Genomic DNA, 19034 nt, shown 5'->3' with positions numbered 1-19034 from the left:
TTAATTTTAAACACAGAAATCTTTAAATTTTATCAAACTGTCTCGCAATGTAATGCTATTTTAGATATTATTTAACTTCAAATTCAATCTCATCATTATCGCCTGATTCTTCACCTATAATCAAAAGGGTATATTTTCCTTTGTCTAAATTTAAAATTTGATTATTTTTATTGCCTTCATAAATTAATTTTTGATTTAAATACCAAAAAACCTTTTCGTTTTTTAAATTCGCTATTCTTATCACGAGTCCTTTTTTTCCATCAAAGTCTTTAGCTAAAATTACTTTTAAATCATTTTTTGGATAAAGAATTTTAAGATTTTTTCTACTTTGCAATTTGATATTTTCTTGATATAAAAAATTCAAAGCATACAAAGGCAAATCAAGTCTTACAACTGCTTTTGCTTCTTTAAAATTTTCATCTTTTGAATCCACTTCCTTGCCGTTAAATTCATAAATTTTTCTAAGATAGGGCGAAGTTTGCAAAATTTTAGCATCCTTAGGATAAAGTGCATTTATATAAGCTCCGCCTAAAGTTTCATCGTAACGATATTTTGTAACACTATCCAGCTTTATATTGATTAAATCATTTGGCAGCGTAAAATCAACTTCCACATCGTCTAAAAGCCCCAAAAGCTCAAAAAGCAAATCTCCAGCAATGCTCACTCCATATAAATTTGCATTAGCCTCTCCGCTAAAATTTCCAACCCAAACACCTAGCGTGTATTTTGGCGTTGCACCCATAGCCCAAGCATCTTTTCTACCATAACTTGTCCCAGTTTTATAAGAAATAATTTTATTGGGGTTAAAATTCTCTAAACCTACTCTTTGCACTTGTTTTAAGGCTTTTAAAGTCAGATAAGCACTGCCTTTAGAAAACATGGTTTTGACGTTGCTTAAATTTTCATCTCTTAAAAAAGATAAATCCGCTAATTCTCCATAATTTGCCAAGCCCAAATAAAGCTTAGTCATCTCTTCAAGACTTTGTTCTTTTGTGCCTAAAATAAAAGACAAACCATAATTTTGAAAATTTTCTTCTTCAAAACCAATAAAAGCTCTTAATTTATAAAAAAATTTTTCATAACCATAATCTTGTAAAAGCGACACAAAAGGGACATTTAAAGATTTTTGCAAGGCTTTATCGGCTTGTATTAGACCGTAGTATTTTTTGTTGGCATTTTGGGGATTAAAATTAGAAAAAAAGATTGGGACATCTAAAAGTATAGATTTAGAACTTATCAAACCCTCATCCATACTCAAAGCATATAAAAAAGGTTTTAAAATCGAACCCACACTGCGTTTTGCTACATTTGCATTAATCTGCCCCAAATTTTTTATATCATAAAAATCCTGTGAGCCAACATAAGCCAATACTTTACGCGTTTTTGTATCGGCTAAAATAATGCCTAAATTTAAAATTCCTTTTTGCTGTAAGCTTTTAGAAAATTCACTCGCTTTGGCTTCAAATTTCATTTGAATTTTTTTATCTATGCTAGAGATAAGTTCTTTTTTATTTTCATCTAAGAGTTTTAGGGCTAAATGGGGTGCGATATTTTTGCGTGGCTTAAAATTTGGCAAAGGTTCTTTTAATGAAAGCTCATAAAGATCTTTTGGAATGAATTTTCTTTCATAAAGTTTTGTTAAAAGTGCATTGCGTTTATTTAAAAGCAAGGTTTTGTTTTTTTCTAAATTAATAAGACCTGGTTGATTAGGCAAAATCGCAAGCAAAGCAGCTTCTGACCAAGTAAGGTTTTTTGCACTTTTATTAAAATAAAACAAAATTGCCGCTTCAAAGCCAACCAAATTTCCACCATAAGGTGCATTACTAAGATAAAATCTTAAAATCTCATCTTTGCCAAAAGCTTGCTCAAGTGCAAAACTTTGAATGATTTCATTAAATTTATTAAAATAAGTCCTTTTAGCCCTTGTATTAAGCTTGATAGTTTGCATACTAAGAGTACTTGCACCACTTCTTTGAGCAGAATTAAAATTACTCACAAAAGCACGCATTAGGGCTAAAAAATCCACTCCATAATGGGAATAAAAATTTTTATCTTCATAATTAATCACCGCGATTTTTAAACGCTCTGGAATAAATTTAGCCTTAATATGCCATTGCTCTTCATTATTCAAAAAAACACTCAAAAGCTCTTCATTTTTATCATATAAAACCTTGCTGTATCTTTGCTCAAAAGTTTGCAAAAATTTCTTAGCATCAAAACTAAAATAAACAAAAGCTCCATAAATAAAAATTAAAAGCCCTAAAAATAAAACGATTTTTAGGGCAATTTTGATAAATCTCATTTAATCACAAAAACTTTTTCGCTCTGACTTAAAGCCTTATAAGTATCATCATACATTGCTTCAGCATAAGCGCCACTCAAAGTATAAGCACCTGGAGTTACAGCATTTAATTTAACAAAAAAAGCTCGTGTTTGGTTTTTATTCAAGCTAAAAAACCACATAATTTTATCATCTCTAACATCAATAAAATCAAGCGGAGAATTCTTAAAAAAACTTGGAGCATTATCATCTAAAATCGTATTGCTTACTTCCCAGCCACTTGGCAAAATTTGCGTTAAAGCAACATTAGAAACAAAACCCGCCTCTTGGCTTAAACTTGCCGAAATTCTCATATAAAAAGTTTGGCCGGATTTGATTTGACTAGGGCTTATTTCTCCACCTTTTTCATCATAGAAAGTGCGTTCTAAGATAATTTTATTGCTAAATGGAGTATTTTCATCCATTCTCACCCCTTCAATACCAAAACTTACAAAGGTATCTTTCTTTGCATTTAGCACTGCTTTTTTATCTTTAAATGAAAAAATTTGTATTTGATTTTGATTAAGAATATGATTTTCTTCATTTAATTTTAAATTTGCATCCATAAAATTCTCACTTGCATTGCCTAAATTTATCCCCAAAGCCAAAGCATAAAGCGCATAACCTGTGCTTTGGGTAGAAAGATAATCTTTGGATTCTAAAGTATCGCTGATTTTTTGAAGCAATTCTTCATTATTTTTACCATAAATTTGCCTATACGCATTTGCGATAATAGCCCTATCTCTAAGCACCGAGCCATAAGTATAATAAGAATACTTTGAATCTGGCGTAGTTGAAATTTGACTCGCTATTTTTTTAGCAATATCTTCAACTCCTGCAAGTTTATATGCCGCGGCTAATTGCCATTTAGCTTCGGTGCTAAGGACATTTAAATTATCATAAAGCAAATTCATCTCGCTGATATTTGGTCTTTTTGCCATAGCTAAAAGATATAATGAATTGGCCTTAATATCCATTACATAATTCGCATTTGCACTATTTTGGACAAAATTTTGCTCATATTTTAGCCATCTTTCATACATGGAATCAGGCACAAAATAACCATTTTCTTTAGCTAAAATTAAAAACATCCCCGCATAATTACTTCCCCAAAGACTGCTTTTCTCATCTCCTTGCCAATAAGCAAAACCGCCATCAGCCGTCTGAAAATTCACATAACGCTCTATGGCTGCGTTGATATTGTTAATTGCCTTTTGTTTATCAAAATTGGTACTAAATTTATCGATAAAAAGCTGTGGCAAAACCGCTGAAGTTGTTTGTTCTATACAACCATAAGGATAATTAATCAAGTATTTTAAACGCTTATCTAAGTTAATGATTGGCGTAGGAGAAATTTTTAAAAGCGCTGTACTTGTGCCCTTTAAATAAGACTTATCAATGCTAAATTCCTTGCTCTCTCCAGCCCTAACTAAAAATTTTTGGCTTTCATAAGTGTAGGGATTGATCGGTTTAATATCAATTTCAATGCTATTTTTAAAACTATAATCTTTCGTTTTTAATTCAAAATCCAAAATATCCATTCCAACACTATCTTTGCTTACATTCGCTTCTATGGCGATTTCTTGCTGAGTTTTGGCATCAAAATTGACTTTAAAATTTGACTGCGGTAAATGTATAAGTTTATTTTTACTTTTTACGCTTAAACTCGCTTCATTAATCTCTTTTTGTGTTTTAAAAAGCTCCGCTAAAATTGTAAAATCATCTCCAACTTTCAAAGTCCTCGGCAAGGTTTCAAGCATAACAACAGGAGCACTTACTTGGATAGTTTTTTGGGCTGAAGAAAAACTGTTATTTGAATTTGCAACCACCATCACACGCACAGAACCCATATATGAAGGCATTTTAAATTTTAAGCTCGCAAAGCCTTTATCATCGCTCTTTGCAGGAGCATTAAAAAACACAACAGGCTTAAAGCGTTGCGCATTATCATCGCGGTTTTTTTGTTCCCTATTAGATGCTAGCATATCTCCGCCAGTAAATTTAGGAATGATTTGGTTATAAGTATCGTAAGTTTTTAAGCTAAATCCTCTTTTAGCGTAAAAATATCCCCAAATATCAGGGGTCTTAAAATCAGTTAAATCCAAAAGCCCCTCATCAACTATAGCAATAGTATAATTATAAGCCTTGTGGTTTTTGCTTTGAATTTGCACTTCAAATTCGCTATTTGGCAAGATTTTTTCAGGTGTCTTGACTTCTAAATCAAGCTTAGTATCCTCATCAATAACATTTAAAGGTACAACACCAAAAAGTCTTAAAGCGCGATCATTATCTAAACTTTCATAATCTTGAAACAAGCTCACGCTTACATAAACATTTGGGGTGTATTCTTTTTTCATATTAAATTCAACACTGGTGCTTTGATCTTTAGTATCCACTATAAAGCGTTCGAGAATTTTAGAATTATTACTCAAAGTTATCAAAGCTTTAGCATTTTTAGTGCTTTCAAATTCTATTTTTGCATTCTCGCCAACTTTATAATTTGTCTTATCGCTTTTGATTTTTAAATTACTCACCACATCAACACGACTTGGCTCGCCCCACGCACTGACATAAAAATTTTGTCCTGCACTTACACCACTTTCTTCATCAATAATTTCTATAAACATCTCGCCATAATAATCTGCCGCATCAAATTCTATTTTCACAGGATCTTTTTGAGTCACAAGCTCTCCACTGGCAACAATTTGCGTGGATTTATCTTGTTTAATGGAACGCAAAAATTCATTATAATTATCATAATCCCACCACCAAGAATACTTATTGTGATAAATTTTATATTTTATTTTTTTATTGCTAAGTAAATTATGTCCTAGATCGCTCGCAATAACCCAAAATTCTATTTTAGAACCAGAGCTTACATAGTCATTATCCAAAGCTTTTAGTCCTACAAAATAATCATAATAATTAATATTTACATCTTTAACACTTCCAACCGCTCGTCCGCCATTTTCAAAAACTTCACTCACAATGCGTGCGTTGTAATTTAAACCTTGCGCGCTTTGAAGCTCTTTGGGAAGACTCGTTTTAATGTTAGCCCTGCCATTTTCATCAAGCACACCTTCATTTTCACTACTTAAATCCATAGCATAACGCGAAGTAGGATTTTTGAAAATATAATTTTTATATTTTGGATTGCTATAAATTTTAGGTGAAAAATAAATTTTATTTTGATATTTTAAATTTGAACCCGCGGCACCAAAAAGATAACCAGCGCTAAGCGCGTAAGCTAGTCTATCTTTTGTAGTGTTTTCATCGGCATTTAATGTAACTTTAATGCGATTTGGCACTACGCTTTGAAGCAAAATATCTTTAGTAAAATATGTGCCAGCAATTTTAAACTCTGCTGTATAAATTCCATTAATATCATTTTTATCTGTATTAATTTTTTCATAAAAAATATCATTGGTATTTTTTATAGCTTTTTCGCTAATAATTTTTTGTCCTTTTGGATTATAAAAAGTCAAATAAATTGGGTGTTTTATAGGTTTCTTATCTGATCTTGCAACCACACTTAAATGAATACTATCACCTGGTCTATAAACCCCTCTGTCTGTATAGACAAAAGCTTTAATTGCACCATCTTCTTGCAAACCTCCAACTTCATAACCATCTGTAGACAAAGGACTGTTGAGTTTTAAAATACTTGCATTATCACCTTTGCTAGCTAAAATATACAAAATTTCATTGCTATCATTAAGCGTAAATTTAGCATCTCCACCAAAATTTGTATCCATAGTTTTAATATTTTGATTGCGTCTATCTATAAGCTCGATTTTAACACCACTTAAAGATTCATTTGAACCAAAATCTCTTGCATGGATAATTAATTCATTATTTAATTTTTGAGCACTTAAGGCAATACTAGAAAAAATGATATTTTTCTTAATATTAGTTTTTTCTCTGATTTCATAATATTTATCATCATTTTGATTAAATTCATAGTCAAACTCACCATCTTTTACATAAACATTGATAGCAAAAACACCACTTAATTTTTTTAACTCTTTCAAGTCAATTTCAGTATTTACCCAAGTATTTTTTTGACTTTGTATGTCTATTGTTTTAGATAAAACTTGTTTGCCTATATAATAAAAACTATCAGGGCTTTCCCAAATTTGTCTGGAATTATCTTGTTTTAAACCTGATAATTCCTTATAGCGCAAATATTCTCCCAAATTATTAGAAAAAATCTGCGATACTTCAACACTTACTTTTTTAATATTTCGCGATTTGATGTAAATTTTATGATCTGCTTTATTGGCTAAAAATACCCCATTGCTTGCAAAACTCAAACTTGGCTCTAAATCTTTTTCGAAAGCAATGCTTGTTTTTTCTCCATTATTCACTAAACCTTGAACTGATTTCAAACCTTTAGAAATCGCTATATCATAGGTTTTTCCTAAAGCAAAATTGGCCGAAATTTTAAGCTCTTTTCCAACGCTATAAGCCTTAAAATTAATATCTGGAAAGATGCGGATAAATTCTTTAAAATTTTGGTTTTCATCTAAGTCTTTAGAAAATTTTAGAGTAATGATTTGTTCTTTTTTTTCTGCACTAATAAGTCTAAAATCACTATTGCTTTGTTTGCTAGGAACTTGAAATTTAAAAATTTTTGACTCTTTAAAACCCATAATTTTTTCATCATAAGTTAAAACAAGCTCTCGAGTTTTATCCAAAAGCTTAATATTATCAGTAATTAAATGAAATTTATCAAGCTTCTTAAATGGCAATTCCTTTCCATCTAAAGTAATTTTCAAACCCTCTTGTGTTTTATCTTCAAAATCCCAATTACTATGTTTAAAGCCAAAATCATAAACAAAATCCAAATAAATTTTTTCATCATCGCCCTCAAATTCCGACTTATAAGTAAAATTTTCTATAAAATCTGTTTTAAAATTTAAAACTATAGGTATATCTTTATAATTAAATTCTATTTTATAATCTTTATTGGCCTCCAAAGAATTAAAATTCAGCAAAAAACTTGAATCTGAAGTTTTTAGAAGTGAAATTTTTTCATCTTTAGAATTGATTTTTCCATCAATAATCATTTCATCAAAATCTACAATAGCTTTATCAAATTCCACAAAAATGGCTTCTGAATGCTTAATTAAACCATCACTCTTTGCCCTTACTCCTTGTTCAAGTGGTGGTTTTTTGTTAGAAAATGATTTATTGTCCGAACAAGCAAACAAAAACAAAAGCATAAAACAGCTCATTAAAATTTTCTTAAACATCGCAAATGCCTTTATGGTATGATTTTAAAATAACAATATCAAGAAATATTGCTTACAAATTTCATTGTAACAAATTTCACATTCACTTCACCTAAAAAATTTATACTTACATCATAAACTTTCTAAAAAGGAGAAAAAATGAAAAAAATAGCAGTTTTCGCTATTGGAGCTATTTTGGCTGGATCAACACTTCTTGCTGATAGTGTTAAACTTCAAGGAACTATTGCAGAAATTTATGACAACAACAAAACTTTGTTAATTGACTCTATTTATGGCGGTCAAATGGCAGTAAAAGTTTTACCAAATACCGAAATTGATATGGATGATTGTGGAATTTTTGGTATGGATAAAAGAGGTATGTTTAAAGACTTAAATGTAGGAGATTTTTTAGAAGTAAAACTTTACTATCCTTCAACAATGAATACTCCAACCAATTCACAAGTAGTGCCTGTAGCAAGAGAAATAGAAATTCAATGTTACAAAAAAGCATATTAAGTATTTTCATCATTTGCCTTCTAGGCAAATGATTTAATTTTATTACAAAGCTCACCAATATTTTCTATCGCACAACACACTTCATCACCTTCTTTTAAAAACATAGGCGGATTAAGCCCCATACCTACACCGCTAGGCGTTCCCATAGAAATAATACTCCCTGCCTTTAAACGCATACCTGCACTTAATTCTTCCAAAACATAAGCGATATCAAAAATAAAAAATTTAGTATTTGAATTTTGTCTTAGTTCGCCATTTACAAAACTTTGCAAATTCAGCTTTGGTGGATAAGAAATCTCATCTTTGCTCACCAAATAAGGACCCATTACCGTACTTCCTTCTAAACTTTTAGCGCGATAAAACTGCTTGTGTCGTTTTTGTAGCTCTCTTGCTGAAATTTCATTAATAATAGTATAACCAAAGATATAATCTTCAGCTTCGCTTGCTTTAATCTTATACGCATCTTTACTTAAAACAAAAGCTAGCTCGCATTCATAATCAAGTTGTGAAGTCACATCTTCATGCAAAGGAATTTCCGCATAAGGAGCACTCGCGCCATTACAACGCTTGCCAAAATACACAGGATATTCTCTTTCTTCAAATTGTTCGCCTTTAAATTTGGCAGACTCTTTTGCGTGATCTAAAAAATTAATACCCAAACAAATAATATCTTGCAAAGGCTGAATGATAGGTGCTAAAAACTGATCTTTTGAAATTTTTATACCCTTTTGTTTTTGTAAATCAAGTAATTTTGGAGCAAATTTTTCATAATTTAAAATCAACTCATTCATATCTTTTGCATCAATACCTAAATCCCTTAAAACCACAACCTCATCATTTGAATTTAACACACCCAAAGTCGCCTTATCTTCTAGAAGAAAATTAACAAATTTCATTTTTCATCCTTTATTTGCTTAAATTAATTTTTGGTAAGTTTTCGATGTAAATACTACGACTTGGAAAAGCAAAACTCAAACCATTTTTTTCAACTATTCTCATAAATTCAAGCATTAAAATTTGTTTTGATTCTCTAAATTCAGCCGCATCTATAGCCTTGGTATAAAAATACAATTCTATATTAATGCTATTATCCCCAAAATCACTCAAAGCCACATAACAAGCATTTTTATAGCCTTCTAAATCATTAATTGAAACTAAATTTTGGCGATATTTTGCCCTATGATCACCATATTTTAAAGCACTATCATCTGCATGTGCAACCAAATCACTAGTATTTAAAAGCTCTTTTAAATCTTTAATGCAAGATTCAAGCTGTTCAGGAGTAGCGCCATAAGTTACCCCTATATACATTTTCACATGACGCCCTATGCGTCTTTTGCTCCAATTTTTAATATTGGCTCCCATAATGGTTGAATTTGGTAAAAACACTAAGGAATTATCAAAAGTTCTTATGGTCGTTTTTCTAAGTCCAGTTTCTACTATAGTTCCTTCAACGCCTGAAATTTCAACCCAATCGCCTTGATTAAAACTATTATCAAATAGCAAAAGAACCGAAGCAAAGAAATTTGCAATAATATCTTTTGCCGCCAAAGCCACTGCCAAACCACCAATACCTAAAGAGGCCACAAGAGCAGAAACATTAAATCCAAGCTGTGCTAAAACAAAAAGCAAAGCCACAACAATAATGAGAAAATATAAAATCTTAATGATTAAATTCACCACTTCTTTTTTGCCACTTTTTTGGGCGAGTTTTGAAACCAAAATCACACCGTAACTATCAAGCGCAGTCAAGATCAGCCAAGCAATTAAAATTGCATAAGCAATATAAAATAAATTAGTAATTTTAATCGAAACAGGCGTAGGATAATAAATTATAGTAAAACAAATACTTGCAGCATAAACAAGCAACAAAATTCCGACAGGCTTTTGTATATGTTCTATAAATATTGCCTTAATATCTTTTAAATTTTCTTTACTCTTATAAAATAATTTTACAAGCACAAAATACACAATATGAGAGAAAAATTTTCGCAAAGAAAAGAATATCAAAAGCACGAGTGCAGAAATAACAATTTTTCCTAAATTTATACTTTCAAAATTTGCAATTTGATTGATTTTATCTATCCAATTTTGCAAACCTAATTTACTAAATAAATAATTACTCTCCAACAAGCTTGCATTAGTTCTTAAATAAGACAAAATTTCTTGATAAGCAAGTGAACGATCTTTAAGCTTTTCTTCCTTTTCTTCCAAAGTTTTTAAAATACTCTCATCAGTAATTTTACTTTTCATTTCATCAAAATTATAAACCATAACTTTTTGAAGACGACCAATACTTTGATCTATGCTTTTTTCTATACTTGAACTTTGAGCTGCATCCTTGAAAAGCTGCTCCAATCCTATAAAGGAAGAATAAAAACTTTCGACCAAATTTAAATAAATCAAATCTAAACTAGAATCCACATAAACACTAGGATTGTTTTTGTTTTTTTTAATCTTATTTTCTATACTTTTTTTAATTTTTAAAAAATTATTTACTGCATTTTCATCTGTTTTTTGTGTGACAATAACAGAAGGAATTTCAACTAAAATATTTTGTTTTTGTTTCTCTAAAACTTTAATTTCGCCCGAAAAAAGACTAACATTGGCATCTTCTTGCTCTTGATAATCTTTAATCTGCTCGTTAATTAAAACATATTTTTCCACCAAAGAATAACTTGTCTTTTCATTTGCATTACTTTTATTAGCATCAAAAAATTTAAGTTCTTGCGAAAAAAGCACACAAACAAATACAACCAAAATCAAAAAAATCTTTTTCATTTTTTTCCTTTATTTTCGATTAAAACAAAAATTTTTGCCTTAAAATCGTATTCATAAATTTCGCCTGTCTCTATGATATAATACCAAGCATGAAGCTCTATCTTACCCTCATCTAAAGCTTTTTGCACTCCTGGATAAGTGAGTAAATTTTGTAAAGAATTCACTATATTTAACTTTTCAGTTAGCCAAGAACGCATTGCTAGATCATTACTTGCAAATCTTAACACATCTTCTTTTATAGGCTCTAGCATCATAAGCCATTTTTTTACATTTGGAGCATCTTTTAAAGCTTCTTGATTATAAAGTGCAGCACAACCGCCGCAATTACTATGCCCACAAACAATAATGTTTTTAATATGCAAAGAGCTTAACGCGTATTCTATAGCTGAAGTTGTGGCCAAATAATCATTGCCCACGCGATAAGGCGGGACTATATTTGCGATATTTCTAACAACAAAAAGCTCGCCAGGACCTGTATTTGTAATTAAATTTGGTATAACCCTAGAATCAGCACAACCTATAAATAAAGTATGAGGATTTTGTTTATTTTTCAAACTCATAAAAAGTTCTTGGTGCTCTTTGAAATCTTCTTGCATAAATTTAATAGCACCTTTAATTAAATTATCCATTCCATAGCCTTGAATAAAGTTTAAACTTGTAATTATATCAAGCATTTAGTTATTTTTTGATTTAATGGAATTTTTAATTTTTTGTTTAACTTTTTTGTGTAAATTTACAAAATTAAATTTTAGGAGGATATTCTATTATGAGTCTTTATGACAGAGATTATTCAAAATCAAGAGAATTTGATAGCATTCGCTCTAGCGAATTAAGTGTTTTCATTAAGCAAACTTACCAGCTTTTTGCTGCCTCACTTCTAGCCGCAACTGTAGGTGCTTATGTAGGAATTTATGCTTTAGCAGAATTCTTTTTTAGATCTCAAGCGACTTTTTGGATACTTTTTATAGTTGAAATTGGTTTGTTATTTGCATTAATGTATAAAAAAAGAGAAGCTCCGCTTAATCTGATTTTGCTTTTTGCTTTTACTTTTTGTTCTGGCTTAACGCTAACTCCGTTACTTATCTCAGTCCTTGCTTTACCAGCAGGCGGAGTAATCGTTGCTCAAGCCTTTGCTTTAACAACAGTGGCTTTTGCGGGACTTAGTATTTTTGCTATGAATACTAAAAAAGATTTTACAATGATGGGAAAAGCTTTATTTATCGTACTTTTAATCGTAGTTGCAGCTTCGATTCTTAACATATTTATGCAAAGCGGTCTATTAAATTTAGCCATTTCAGCAGTTGCTGCGATTTTATTTTCATTTTATATTCTTTATGATACACAAAATATCATTCGCGGAAATTACGAAACCCCAATTGAAGGAGCTGTAGCTCTTTATCTTGATTTTGTAAATCTTTTTATATCTTTACTTAATATTTTAAGAAGTGTTAATCGATAATTTTTGCGGGAATTTACCCGCAAAAATTTTAAATTTCAAATTCTTTTCAATCTTTTTAAGTTACAATTTTATCTTTGATAAATTCTTTTAAGGAAAATTTATGATTACTCTATTACTTATTGTTCAATTTACCCTTGTTGTTGTTATCTGTATAGCAGTTTTACTACAAAAAAGTTCAAGCATAGGACTTGGAGCATATAGTGGAAGTAATGAAAGTTTATTTGGCGCCAAAGGACCTGCGGGATTTTTAGCTAAATTTACCTTTATAATGGGCGTGGCTCTAATAGCAAATACCATAGCTTTAGGATATTTATATAATCAAAATTCCAAGTCTTCACTTGCAGAACAAATTCAGATTCCTTCAAACGAAAACAACTCCACTAATGTTCCATCGGCTCCAGCAATTCCTATGGCACCAAGCATACCTATGCAAAATACCGATCAAAACAATACTACAAATTAAAGGAAAAATATGCTAAGCGAAATTTTAAACAAACAAAAAACCCAAAATGAAAAAAGTCTAGAAGCTTTAAAAAAAGACTTTACCACACTACGCACCGGCAAAGTTAATATCCATATACTTGATCATATCAGCGTTGATTATTATGGCACTCAAACTCCTCTAAATCAAGTCGCAACGGTACTTGCAAGCGATGCTTCAACCATTAGCATTACTCCTTGGGAAAAACCTATGTTAAAAACAATAGAAAGCGCTATCGCAGCAGCAAATATAGGTGTAAATCCAAATAATGATGGCGAAAGCGTGAAATTATTTTTCCCACCAATGACTAGAGAGCAAAGAGAAGAAAATGTCAAACAAGCCAAAGCCATGGGAGAAAAAGCAAAAGTTTCTATAAGAAACATTCGTAAAGATGCAAACGATGCAGTAAAAAAGCTCGAAAAAGACAAAGCTATTTCTGAAGATGAAGCCAAAAAAGCTTATGATGATGTGCAAAAACTTACCGATACTTATACTGCAAAAATTGACGAGAGCGTAAAAAATAAAGAAGTAGAGCTTCTAAAGGTTTGATAATGAATTTAGAACAAATTTATAAAGAATGTGGTGCATATTTACAAGGACATTTTCTTTTAAGCTCGGGAAAGCATTCTGAGTTTTACTTGCAAAGTGCTAAAGTATTAGAAAATCCGCAACTTGCTGGCAAACTTTGTGATGAATTAGCAAAAATTATTTTTAGTTATGATGTTGAATTTGATAGTGTTTGCTCCCCCGCACTGGGTGGAATTTTAGCAGGTTATGAACTAGCAAGAGCTTGCAATAAACGCTTTATTTTTACCGAAAGAGTAGAAAAGCAAATGACTTTAAGACGTGGCTTTGAAGTTAAAAAAGGCGAAAAATTCATTATCTGTGAAGATATTATCACAACAGGTGGAAGTGCTTTGGAAAGTGCTGAAATCATAGAGAGTTTAGGCGGAGTTGTAGTAGGATTTGCAGCTTTAGCAAATCGTGGTTTTTGTGCAGTAAAAAATCTCAACACAACAAAAAAAGACAATGCAAAATTGCCTGATAATTTACCGCTTTTTGTTTTAGGAAATTTTGAATTTGATATCTATGAGGCAGAGCAATGTCCGCTTTGCAAGCAAGGTAGCACAGCTATAAAACCAGGAAGTCGTGGAAATTAAATGTCAAGCAAAGCAAAACTTGCTACTAAATGGATGAGATTTAGAGCATTTTTAATAGATATTTTTATGATCTATGTTCCCTTGCTTTATTTGTGTTATTTCTCTTTAGGTAAAGAAGTTTTTTTAAAAAATGAATGGTTTATTTTTGCTTGTTGGATCAGCTTTGGACTTATACAAACTTTATTTTTTGTAAAAAATGCTCAAAGTCCAGGTTGCAAAGCTTATGATATGTATCTTATTAGTAGCATTAATCATAAAAAAGTAAGTTTTATACAAGCATTATTAAGATTTTTGGTATTTATTTTTACTTATTCAATTATTATAGGTTTAATATTTCCATTCCTACGCAAAGACGGCTTGGGAATTCATGATTTATTAAGCAAATCTTATCTTGTAGTAAAGGCAAAAGACAATGGATAGAAAAAGAATTTATAACCCAAACTCAAATGAAACTTTAACAGAACGCAAGGTTTTCAGTGGAAATCCGCACGGAATTTTAAATTTTACAAAAGCAAAATACACTTGGGCTTTAAAACTTTGGGATATTATGGAAGCAAACACTTGGTTTCCAAAAGAAGTAGATACTACTAAAGACGCACTAGATTATCGTTGTAATCTTACAAGTGCTGAAAAAAGAATGTATGATCTTGTATGGTCACAACTCATTTCTATGGATAGTTTTCAAACCAATAATTTAGCCGATAACATCAATCCTTACATCACTGCGCCTGAAATCAATGCGGTTTTAGCACGCCAAGCTTATGAAGAAGCAAATCACTCAAAGTCTTATGCAGTAATGGTTGAAGCGATTTGTGATAATACAGATTTAATCTATGAAATGGAAAAATACGACGAAACTTTGCGTGAAAAAAATGATTTTATTTCAAGCATTTATGAGGAATTAGCCGGCGATGTGGATGATAATAAACTTCTTTTGGCTATGGTAGCAAATCAAATTTTAGAGGGTGTTTATTTTTACAGTGGATTTACCGCAATTTATGCGCTTGCAAGAGCAGGTAAAATGCTAGGTTCTGCACAAATGATTCGTTTTATCCAAAGAGATGAAATCACCCATCTTTTGCTTTTTCAAAATATGATTAATTCTGTTCGCAAAGAAAGACCCGATTTATTTAATGATAAAAATATAAATAAAATTTATGATATGTTTAAAAAAGCGGGCGATTTAGAAATTAAATGGGGCAAATACATCACTCAAAATCAAATCATGGGCTTTACAGATGATATTATAGAAGAATATATCCATTATCTTGTAGATCAAAGACTTATTGCTATCAACCTTGACAAAATTTACAACGCAAAACATCCTATCAAATGGGTAGATGATTTTTCCAAATTTAACGACCAAAAAAGCAATTTCTTTGAAAGTAAGGTTACTAATTATTCTAAAGGTAGCATAAGTTTTGATGATTTTTAAAATCTTGGGAAATTAAATTTATGGCACAAAATTCTCTCATGCAAGCAAAGCCAAATCTTGCTTTGCTTTGCGATTTCTACGAATTAACCATGATGCAAGGCTATTATCTTAATGGACTTGAAAATAAAATTTGTTATTTTGATATATTTTTTAGAAAAATTCCAGATCACGGTTCTTTTGCTATATTTGCTGGACTTGATGATATACTTGATTTTATCTCAAATTTACATTTTAGCAAAGAAGATATAAACTATTTGCGTTCGCAAAATATCTTTAAAGAAAGTTTTTTAGAATATTTAGAAAATTTCAAATTTAGCGGCGAAATTTATGCCATGCAAGAAGGCGAAATCATTTTTCCTAATGAACCTTTGATGATTATTAAAACCAATGCTATCGAAGCACAACTTCTTGAAACTTTTTTTCTTCTTAGTATTAATCATCAAAGTTTAATTGCCACAAAAGCAAACCGCATTGTAAGATCAGCTAAAAATCTACCTGTGCTTGAATTTGGGGCACGCAGGGCACATGGAAGCGAAGCAGCACTCAAAGGTGCAAGAGCGGCGATAATAGGAGGTTGCGTGGCAAGTTCTTGCACGCTTGCAGGAAAAAATTATAATATCACAACAAGCGGAACAATGGCGCATTCTTGGATACAAATGTTTAGCGATGAATTTGAAGCCTTTTGTCGTTATTTAGAACTTTACCCTAAAAACCCCATTCTGCTTATTGATACCTATCATTACAAGCAAGGCTTAAATAATGCTATAAAAGCATTTAAAAAATTTAAAGTTAGGCAGTGTGGAGTGCGCATTGACTCTGGAAATTTAGAAGTGCTTAGTAAAGAAATTCGAGTTATTTTAGATCAAAATGATTTAAAAGAATGCAAAATCATTGCTTCAAATTCCTTAGATGAAAAAAGTATAGAAAAACTTCTTGCAGACAATGCGCCTATTAATGCTTTTGGAGTTGGTGAAAGACTCATTACTGCTTCAAGTGATCCTACTTTTGGCTGTGTTTATAAACTCGTAGCTATAGAAGAAAACGAAACCATAACGCCCAAAATTAAGATCAGTGAGGATAAACAAAAAACAACCATACCGCATTTTAAAAAACTTTTTAGAATTTATGATAAAAAAAGCCAAAAAATGCTTTTCGATGAGCTTTATATTTATGATGAAAATTTAGCCAAACTTGATGAAAATTTAGAAAGAAAAGAACTCTTAAAATGCATTTTTAAAGAAGGTAAAATTCTTAACAAACAAAGCAATATTAAAAAAATTGCCTCATACACAAAAGATCAAATTTCAAAGCTGGATGAGAAATTCTTGGATTTTAGCAACAAAGAAAAATATAAAATCAAACTTTCAAAAAATTTAAAAAATTTGCAAAAAAAATTGATAAAAAATTAGTCCAATATTTTTATTTCATATTTTTCCAAAGCTGCGTGGATTAAATGATCTGCCAGAAACAGTAAATGACCCTGAGATTTATAATTCATTTTCAAGGTTTTCGATAAATCTTATTTTTCGAAAATGAAAATCTATAAACACAAAAAAAGGATAAGTCCAAAACTTATCCTTGCTCCTTTAAAAACTCATTTTTAAATTCAACATAATTTAAAGCCGACTGTTTTAAAAACTCCACTTCTTCATCGCTTAATTCGCGCACAACTTTGGCAGGATTTCCTAAAATAAGTGATTTTGGCGGAAATTTCTTACCCTTAGTCACCACGCTACCCGCTCCTACTATACTATCATCGCCAATCACCGCTGCGTCCATTACAACCGCATTCATACCCACAAGAACACGAGAGCCTATCGTGCAAGCATGAATCACGCAATTATGGCCTATAGTCACATCATCACCTATACTAGTAGGAAAACCCGCATCTTTCAAACTTCCATCCATATTAAATTCCCTATGCCACACATGGATGGTTGTTAAATCTTGTATATTTGTCCTTTTGCCAATTTTGATAAAATTCACATCGCCTCTTAAAACACAGTTAAACCAAACACTGCTCTCATCGCCAATTTCAACTTCACCAATAACCTTAGCCCCATCTGCAACAAAAACATTTTTTCCTAATTCTGGGGTTTTTCCCTTAAATTTCATCAACATTTCTCATCCTTTTTATTTTGAGTATAGCAAAAATAATGCGATTTTCAAATTTTATTAGCTAAAATTATTTTTAAAATTTTACTAGGATAAACAAAATGAACACTTTTGAACAAAAACGCGTTCAAACCATGACTGAAGAAATTGCTAAAAATGTATTTATCAACGAAGAACTTTTTAAAGCTTTTTGTGCAGTACCACGCGAAATTTTTTCCCCACTTAAAGCCCATGCTTACCGCCTTGATGCTTTACCACTTGCTTCTAATCAATGGATAAGCTCTCCTTTAACTGTAGCAAAAATGACAATGGCGCTTGAATTTAAAGGTGCTGATAGTGTATTAGAAATTGGCTGTGGGAGTGGCTATCAAGCTGCAATTTTAAGCAAAGTTATAAGACGCGTTTTTACTATAGAACGCATCGAAAAACTTGCAAAAAGCGCAGCCAATACCTTTAGAACTCTTGGATTTTCAAACATTAATGTGCGTTTTGACGATGGGCAAAATGGCTGGAAAAATTATGCACCTTATGATAGAATTTTATTTTCTGCTTATGCTACTTATATTCCTGAAATTTTATTTGAGCAATTAAGTGATGATGGTATTTTGGTTGCACCCTTATTAGAAAATGGGCGTCAATATATCACAAAATTCACGAAAAAAGATGGAAAAACTCACAAGCAAACTCTTGAAGAATGCCTGTTTGTGCCGATATTAGATGGTAAAAATTAGGTATTGTTTTTATAAAGGGCCTTAAGATTATCATAAGCGATTTGAATTTTTTCAAATCTCTCTCTTGCATAAGCTTTTTCTATAGAACTCTTTCCGTGATAAAAATCAGGATGATAAAGTTTAACCAAAATAAGATATTTTTGACGAATTTCATCTAAATTATTTTGCGGGGTGCATTCTAAAGTGGTGAAATAATTATTAAAAAGCTTAGCTAGAGCATTAAATTTCCACTTTACTTCTTCTTTTTTGTGAATTTGTTTTTTGAAATTTTTATATTTTTCTTCATCAATATTAAAATTCACGCAGTATTTTAAATGCTCACTTTCATTGGCAAAAATTTCAAAAAGCGAAAAAGTGCTTTCATCTTTATAATCAATAGTTAAAATTTTTAAATTTTCATCATACTCACAATGATGATTTTTAAAATATTGTTTAATATAAGCCACAAACAATCTCTCATTGGTATCAAATTTAAAAATCAAACCCCCATCAAAATCGACTTTAATAAAAATAACAGGCTTTAAGGTATTTTCTTGTTGGAAATTGAGCCTAAAAGTTTTTTGGTGCGCAAAATTAATATTTTCTATATCTTCTCCAGAAATTTTTTTATATTGAGTATTAAGCAATTTTAAAAAATATCTGCGTTGAGGAATTTCACTCTCCTCGAAAAAAGAAAAAATCTTATTTTTTTTGCCTATAACCTTAGAAAAATTCTTTTTTATCAAAGCCTTAAAATAATCAAAAATTGCCACATCATCAGTATTAACATGAATGCTTTGTAAAGTTTGAATTACTTGCATTG

General features: G+C 30.9%; 16 protein-coding genes. 9 read left to right on the top strand and 7 right to left on the bottom strand.

Features of this window, described 5'->3' with window-relative positions; all coding sequences use genetic code 11:
* Nucleotides 1-67: 67 nt before the first annotated feature.
* A complete protein-coding gene (gene pbpC, locus AAH949_RS00520) occupies nucleotides 68-2293 on the bottom strand; it encodes a penicillin-binding protein 1C (RefSeq protein ID WP_348519165.1) in 2226 nt (741 codons plus the stop codon).
* A gap of 5 nt (nucleotides 2294-2298) precedes the next feature.
* On the bottom strand, nucleotides 2299-7575 hold the full coding sequence (locus AAH949_RS00515) for an MG2 domain-containing protein (RefSeq protein ID WP_348518653.1): 5277 nt from the start codon (nucleotides 7573-7575) through the stop codon (nucleotides 2299-2301).
* A gap of 138 nt (nucleotides 7576-7713) precedes the next feature.
* Between AAH949_RS00515 and AAH949_RS00510 the strand changes: the two genes are divergently transcribed.
* Nucleotides 7714-8070 carry a hypothetical protein gene (locus AAH949_RS00510; protein WP_134238268.1) on the top strand — a complete coding sequence of 119 codons (357 nt, stop codon included), beginning with the start codon at nucleotides 7714-7716 and terminating at the stop codon, nucleotides 8068-8070.
* Nucleotides 8071-8090: 20 nt separating this feature from the next.
* On the opposite strand, the gene AAH949_RS00505 is transcribed toward AAH949_RS00510, so the two are convergent.
* From AAH949_RS00505 to AAH949_RS00495, 3 genes are read right to left on the bottom strand one after another with little or no spacing between them, the layout of a single operon-like run.
* Nucleotides 8091-8966, bottom strand: coding sequence for a fumarylacetoacetate hydrolase family protein (locus AAH949_RS00505; protein ID WP_348518652.1), 876 nt, complete (start codon nucleotides 8964-8966; stop codon nucleotides 8091-8093).
* A gap of 10 nt (nucleotides 8967-8976) precedes the next feature.
* Nucleotides 8977-10851 carry a mechanosensitive ion channel family protein gene (locus AAH949_RS00500; protein ID WP_348518651.1) on the bottom strand — a complete coding sequence of 625 codons (1875 nt, stop codon included), beginning with the start codon at nucleotides 10849-10851 and terminating at the stop codon, nucleotides 8977-8979.
* Complete coding sequence (locus AAH949_RS00495) at nucleotides 10848-11480, bottom strand: carbonic anhydrase (RefSeq protein WP_348518650.1); 633 nt, start codon at nucleotides 11478-11480, stop codon at nucleotides 10848-10850. Before AAH949_RS00495 ends, AAH949_RS00500 begins: the two co-directional genes overlap by 4 nt.
* A 137-nt stretch (nucleotides 11481-11617) precedes the next feature.
* Between AAH949_RS00495 and AAH949_RS00490 the strand changes: the two genes are divergently transcribed.
* The 7 genes from AAH949_RS00490 (at nucleotide 11618) to AAH949_RS00460 (ending at nucleotide 16795) form a co-directional block, all read left to right on the top strand.
* Entirely contained in the window at nucleotides 11618-12310 is a 693-nt protein-coding gene (locus tag AAH949_RS00490) for a Bax inhibitor-1/YccA family protein (protein WP_134238264.1), read from the top strand.
* Nucleotides 12311-12410: 100 nt separating this feature from the next.
* On the top strand, nucleotides 12411-12773 hold the full coding sequence (secG, locus tag AAH949_RS00485) for a preprotein translocase subunit SecG (RefSeq protein WP_134238263.1): 363 nt from the start codon (nucleotides 12411-12413) through the stop codon (nucleotides 12771-12773).
* Between the two features lie 9 nt (nucleotides 12774-12782).
* Nucleotides 12783-13340, top strand: coding sequence for a ribosome recycling factor (gene frr, locus AAH949_RS00480; RefSeq protein WP_134238262.1), 558 nt, complete (start codon nucleotides 12783-12785; stop codon nucleotides 13338-13340).
* 2 nt (nucleotides 13341-13342) lie between these two features.
* On the top strand, nucleotides 13343-13951 hold the full coding sequence (gene pyrE / locus AAH949_RS00475; RefSeq protein ID WP_134238261.1) for an orotate phosphoribosyltransferase: 609 nt from the start codon (nucleotides 13343-13345) through the stop codon (nucleotides 13949-13951).
* Nucleotides 13952-14371, top strand: coding sequence for an RDD family protein (locus AAH949_RS00470; protein ID WP_348518649.1), 420 nt, complete (start codon nucleotides 13952-13954; stop codon nucleotides 14369-14371).
* The gene (locus tag AAH949_RS00465) at nucleotides 14364-15386 is read left to right on the top strand and encodes a ribonucleotide-diphosphate reductase subunit beta (RefSeq protein WP_134238259.1); all 1023 of its coding nucleotides are present in this window, start codon (nucleotides 14364-14366) and stop codon (nucleotides 15384-15386) included. The genes AAH949_RS00470 and AAH949_RS00465 overlap by 8 nt, the downstream gene beginning before the upstream one ends.
* Before the next feature lie 38 nt (nucleotides 15387-15424).
* Nucleotides 15425-16795 carry a nicotinate phosphoribosyltransferase gene (locus AAH949_RS00460; protein WP_348519164.1) on the top strand — a complete coding sequence of 457 codons (1371 nt, stop codon included), beginning with the start codon at nucleotides 15425-15427 and terminating at the stop codon, nucleotides 16793-16795.
* Nucleotides 16796-16958: 163 nt separating this feature from the next.
* Here the strand turns inward: AAH949_RS00460 and AAH949_RS00455 are convergent, their stop codons facing one another.
* Nucleotides 16959-17507: a gamma carbonic anhydrase family protein gene (locus AAH949_RS00455; protein WP_134238258.1), complete on the bottom strand. Its 549-nt coding sequence runs from the start codon at nucleotides 17505-17507 to the stop codon at nucleotides 16959-16961.
* A 95-nt stretch (nucleotides 17508-17602) separates the two neighbouring features.
* Here AAH949_RS00455 and AAH949_RS00450 point away from each other — a divergent pair, with 95 nt between their 5' ends.
* Entirely contained in the window at nucleotides 17603-18232 is a 630-nt protein-coding gene (locus tag AAH949_RS00450; RefSeq protein WP_348518648.1) for a protein-L-isoaspartate(D-aspartate) O-methyltransferase, read from the top strand.
* Here the strand turns inward: AAH949_RS00450 and AAH949_RS00445 are convergent.
* Complete coding sequence (locus tag AAH949_RS00445) at nucleotides 18229-19032, bottom strand: adenylosuccinate lyase (RefSeq protein WP_134238256.1); 804 nt, start codon at nucleotides 19030-19032, stop codon at nucleotides 18229-18231. The genes AAH949_RS00450 and AAH949_RS00445 overlap by 4 nt on opposite strands.
* Nucleotides 19033-19034: the final 2 nt, after the last annotated feature.

It is taken from the genome of Campylobacter sp. CCS1377 (genome assembly GCF_040008265.1).
GTDB lineage: Bacteria > Campylobacterota > Campylobacteria > Campylobacterales > Campylobacteraceae > Campylobacter_D.
The sequence above is the reverse complement of the archived record's forward strand: the minus strand, read 5'-3'. Positions and strand labels throughout refer to the sequence as shown.

Coding starts and splice junctions, on each gene's coding strand:
- pyrE (WP_134238261.1), top strand. CDS start 13,343: ATGAATTTAGAACAAATTTATAAAGAATGTGGTGCATATTTACAAGGA.
- AAH949_RS00490 (WP_134238264.1), top strand. CDS start 11,618: ATGAGTCTTTATGACAGAGATTATTCAAAATCAAGAGAATTTGATAGC.
- AAH949_RS00455 (WP_134238258.1), bottom strand. CDS start 17,507: ATGTTGATGAAATTTAAGGGAAAAACCCCAGAATTAGGAAAAAATGTT.
- frr (WP_134238262.1), top strand. CDS start 12,783: ATGCTAAGCGAAATTTTAAACAAACAAAAAACCCAAAATGAAAAAAGT.
- AAH949_RS00515 (WP_348518653.1), bottom strand. CDS start 7,575: ATGTTTAAGAAAATTTTAATGAGCTGTTTTATGCTTTTGTTTTTGTTT.
- AAH949_RS00465 (WP_134238259.1), top strand. CDS start 14,364: ATGGATAGAAAAAGAATTTATAACCCAAACTCAAATGAAACTTTAACA.
- AAH949_RS00510 (WP_134238268.1), top strand. CDS start 7,714: ATGAAAAAAATAGCAGTTTTCGCTATTGGAGCTATTTTGGCTGGATCA.
- AAH949_RS00500 (WP_348518651.1), bottom strand. CDS start 10,851: ATGAAAAAGATTTTTTTGATTTTGGTTGTATTTGTTTGTGTGCTTTTT.
- AAH949_RS00470 (WP_348518649.1), top strand. CDS start 13,952: ATGTCAAGCAAAGCAAAACTTGCTACTAAATGGATGAGATTTAGAGCA.
- AAH949_RS00450 (WP_348518648.1), top strand. CDS start 17,603: ATGAACACTTTTGAACAAAAACGCGTTCAAACCATGACTGAAGAAATT.
- AAH949_RS00460 (WP_348519164.1), top strand. CDS start 15,425: ATGCAAGCAAAGCCAAATCTTGCTTTGCTTTGCGATTTCTACGAATTA.
- AAH949_RS00505 (WP_348518652.1), bottom strand. CDS start 8,966: ATGAAATTTGTTAATTTTCTTCTAGAAGATAAGGCGACTTTGGGTGTG.
- AAH949_RS00495 (WP_348518650.1), bottom strand. CDS start 11,480: ATGGATAATTTAATTAAAGGTGCTATTAAATTTATGCAAGAAGATTTC.
- AAH949_RS00445 (WP_134238256.1), bottom strand. CDS start 19,032: ATGCAAGTAATTCAAACTTTACAAAGCATTCATGTTAATACTGATGAT.
- secG (WP_134238263.1), top strand. CDS start 12,411: ATGATTACTCTATTACTTATTGTTCAATTTACCCTTGTTGTTGTTATC.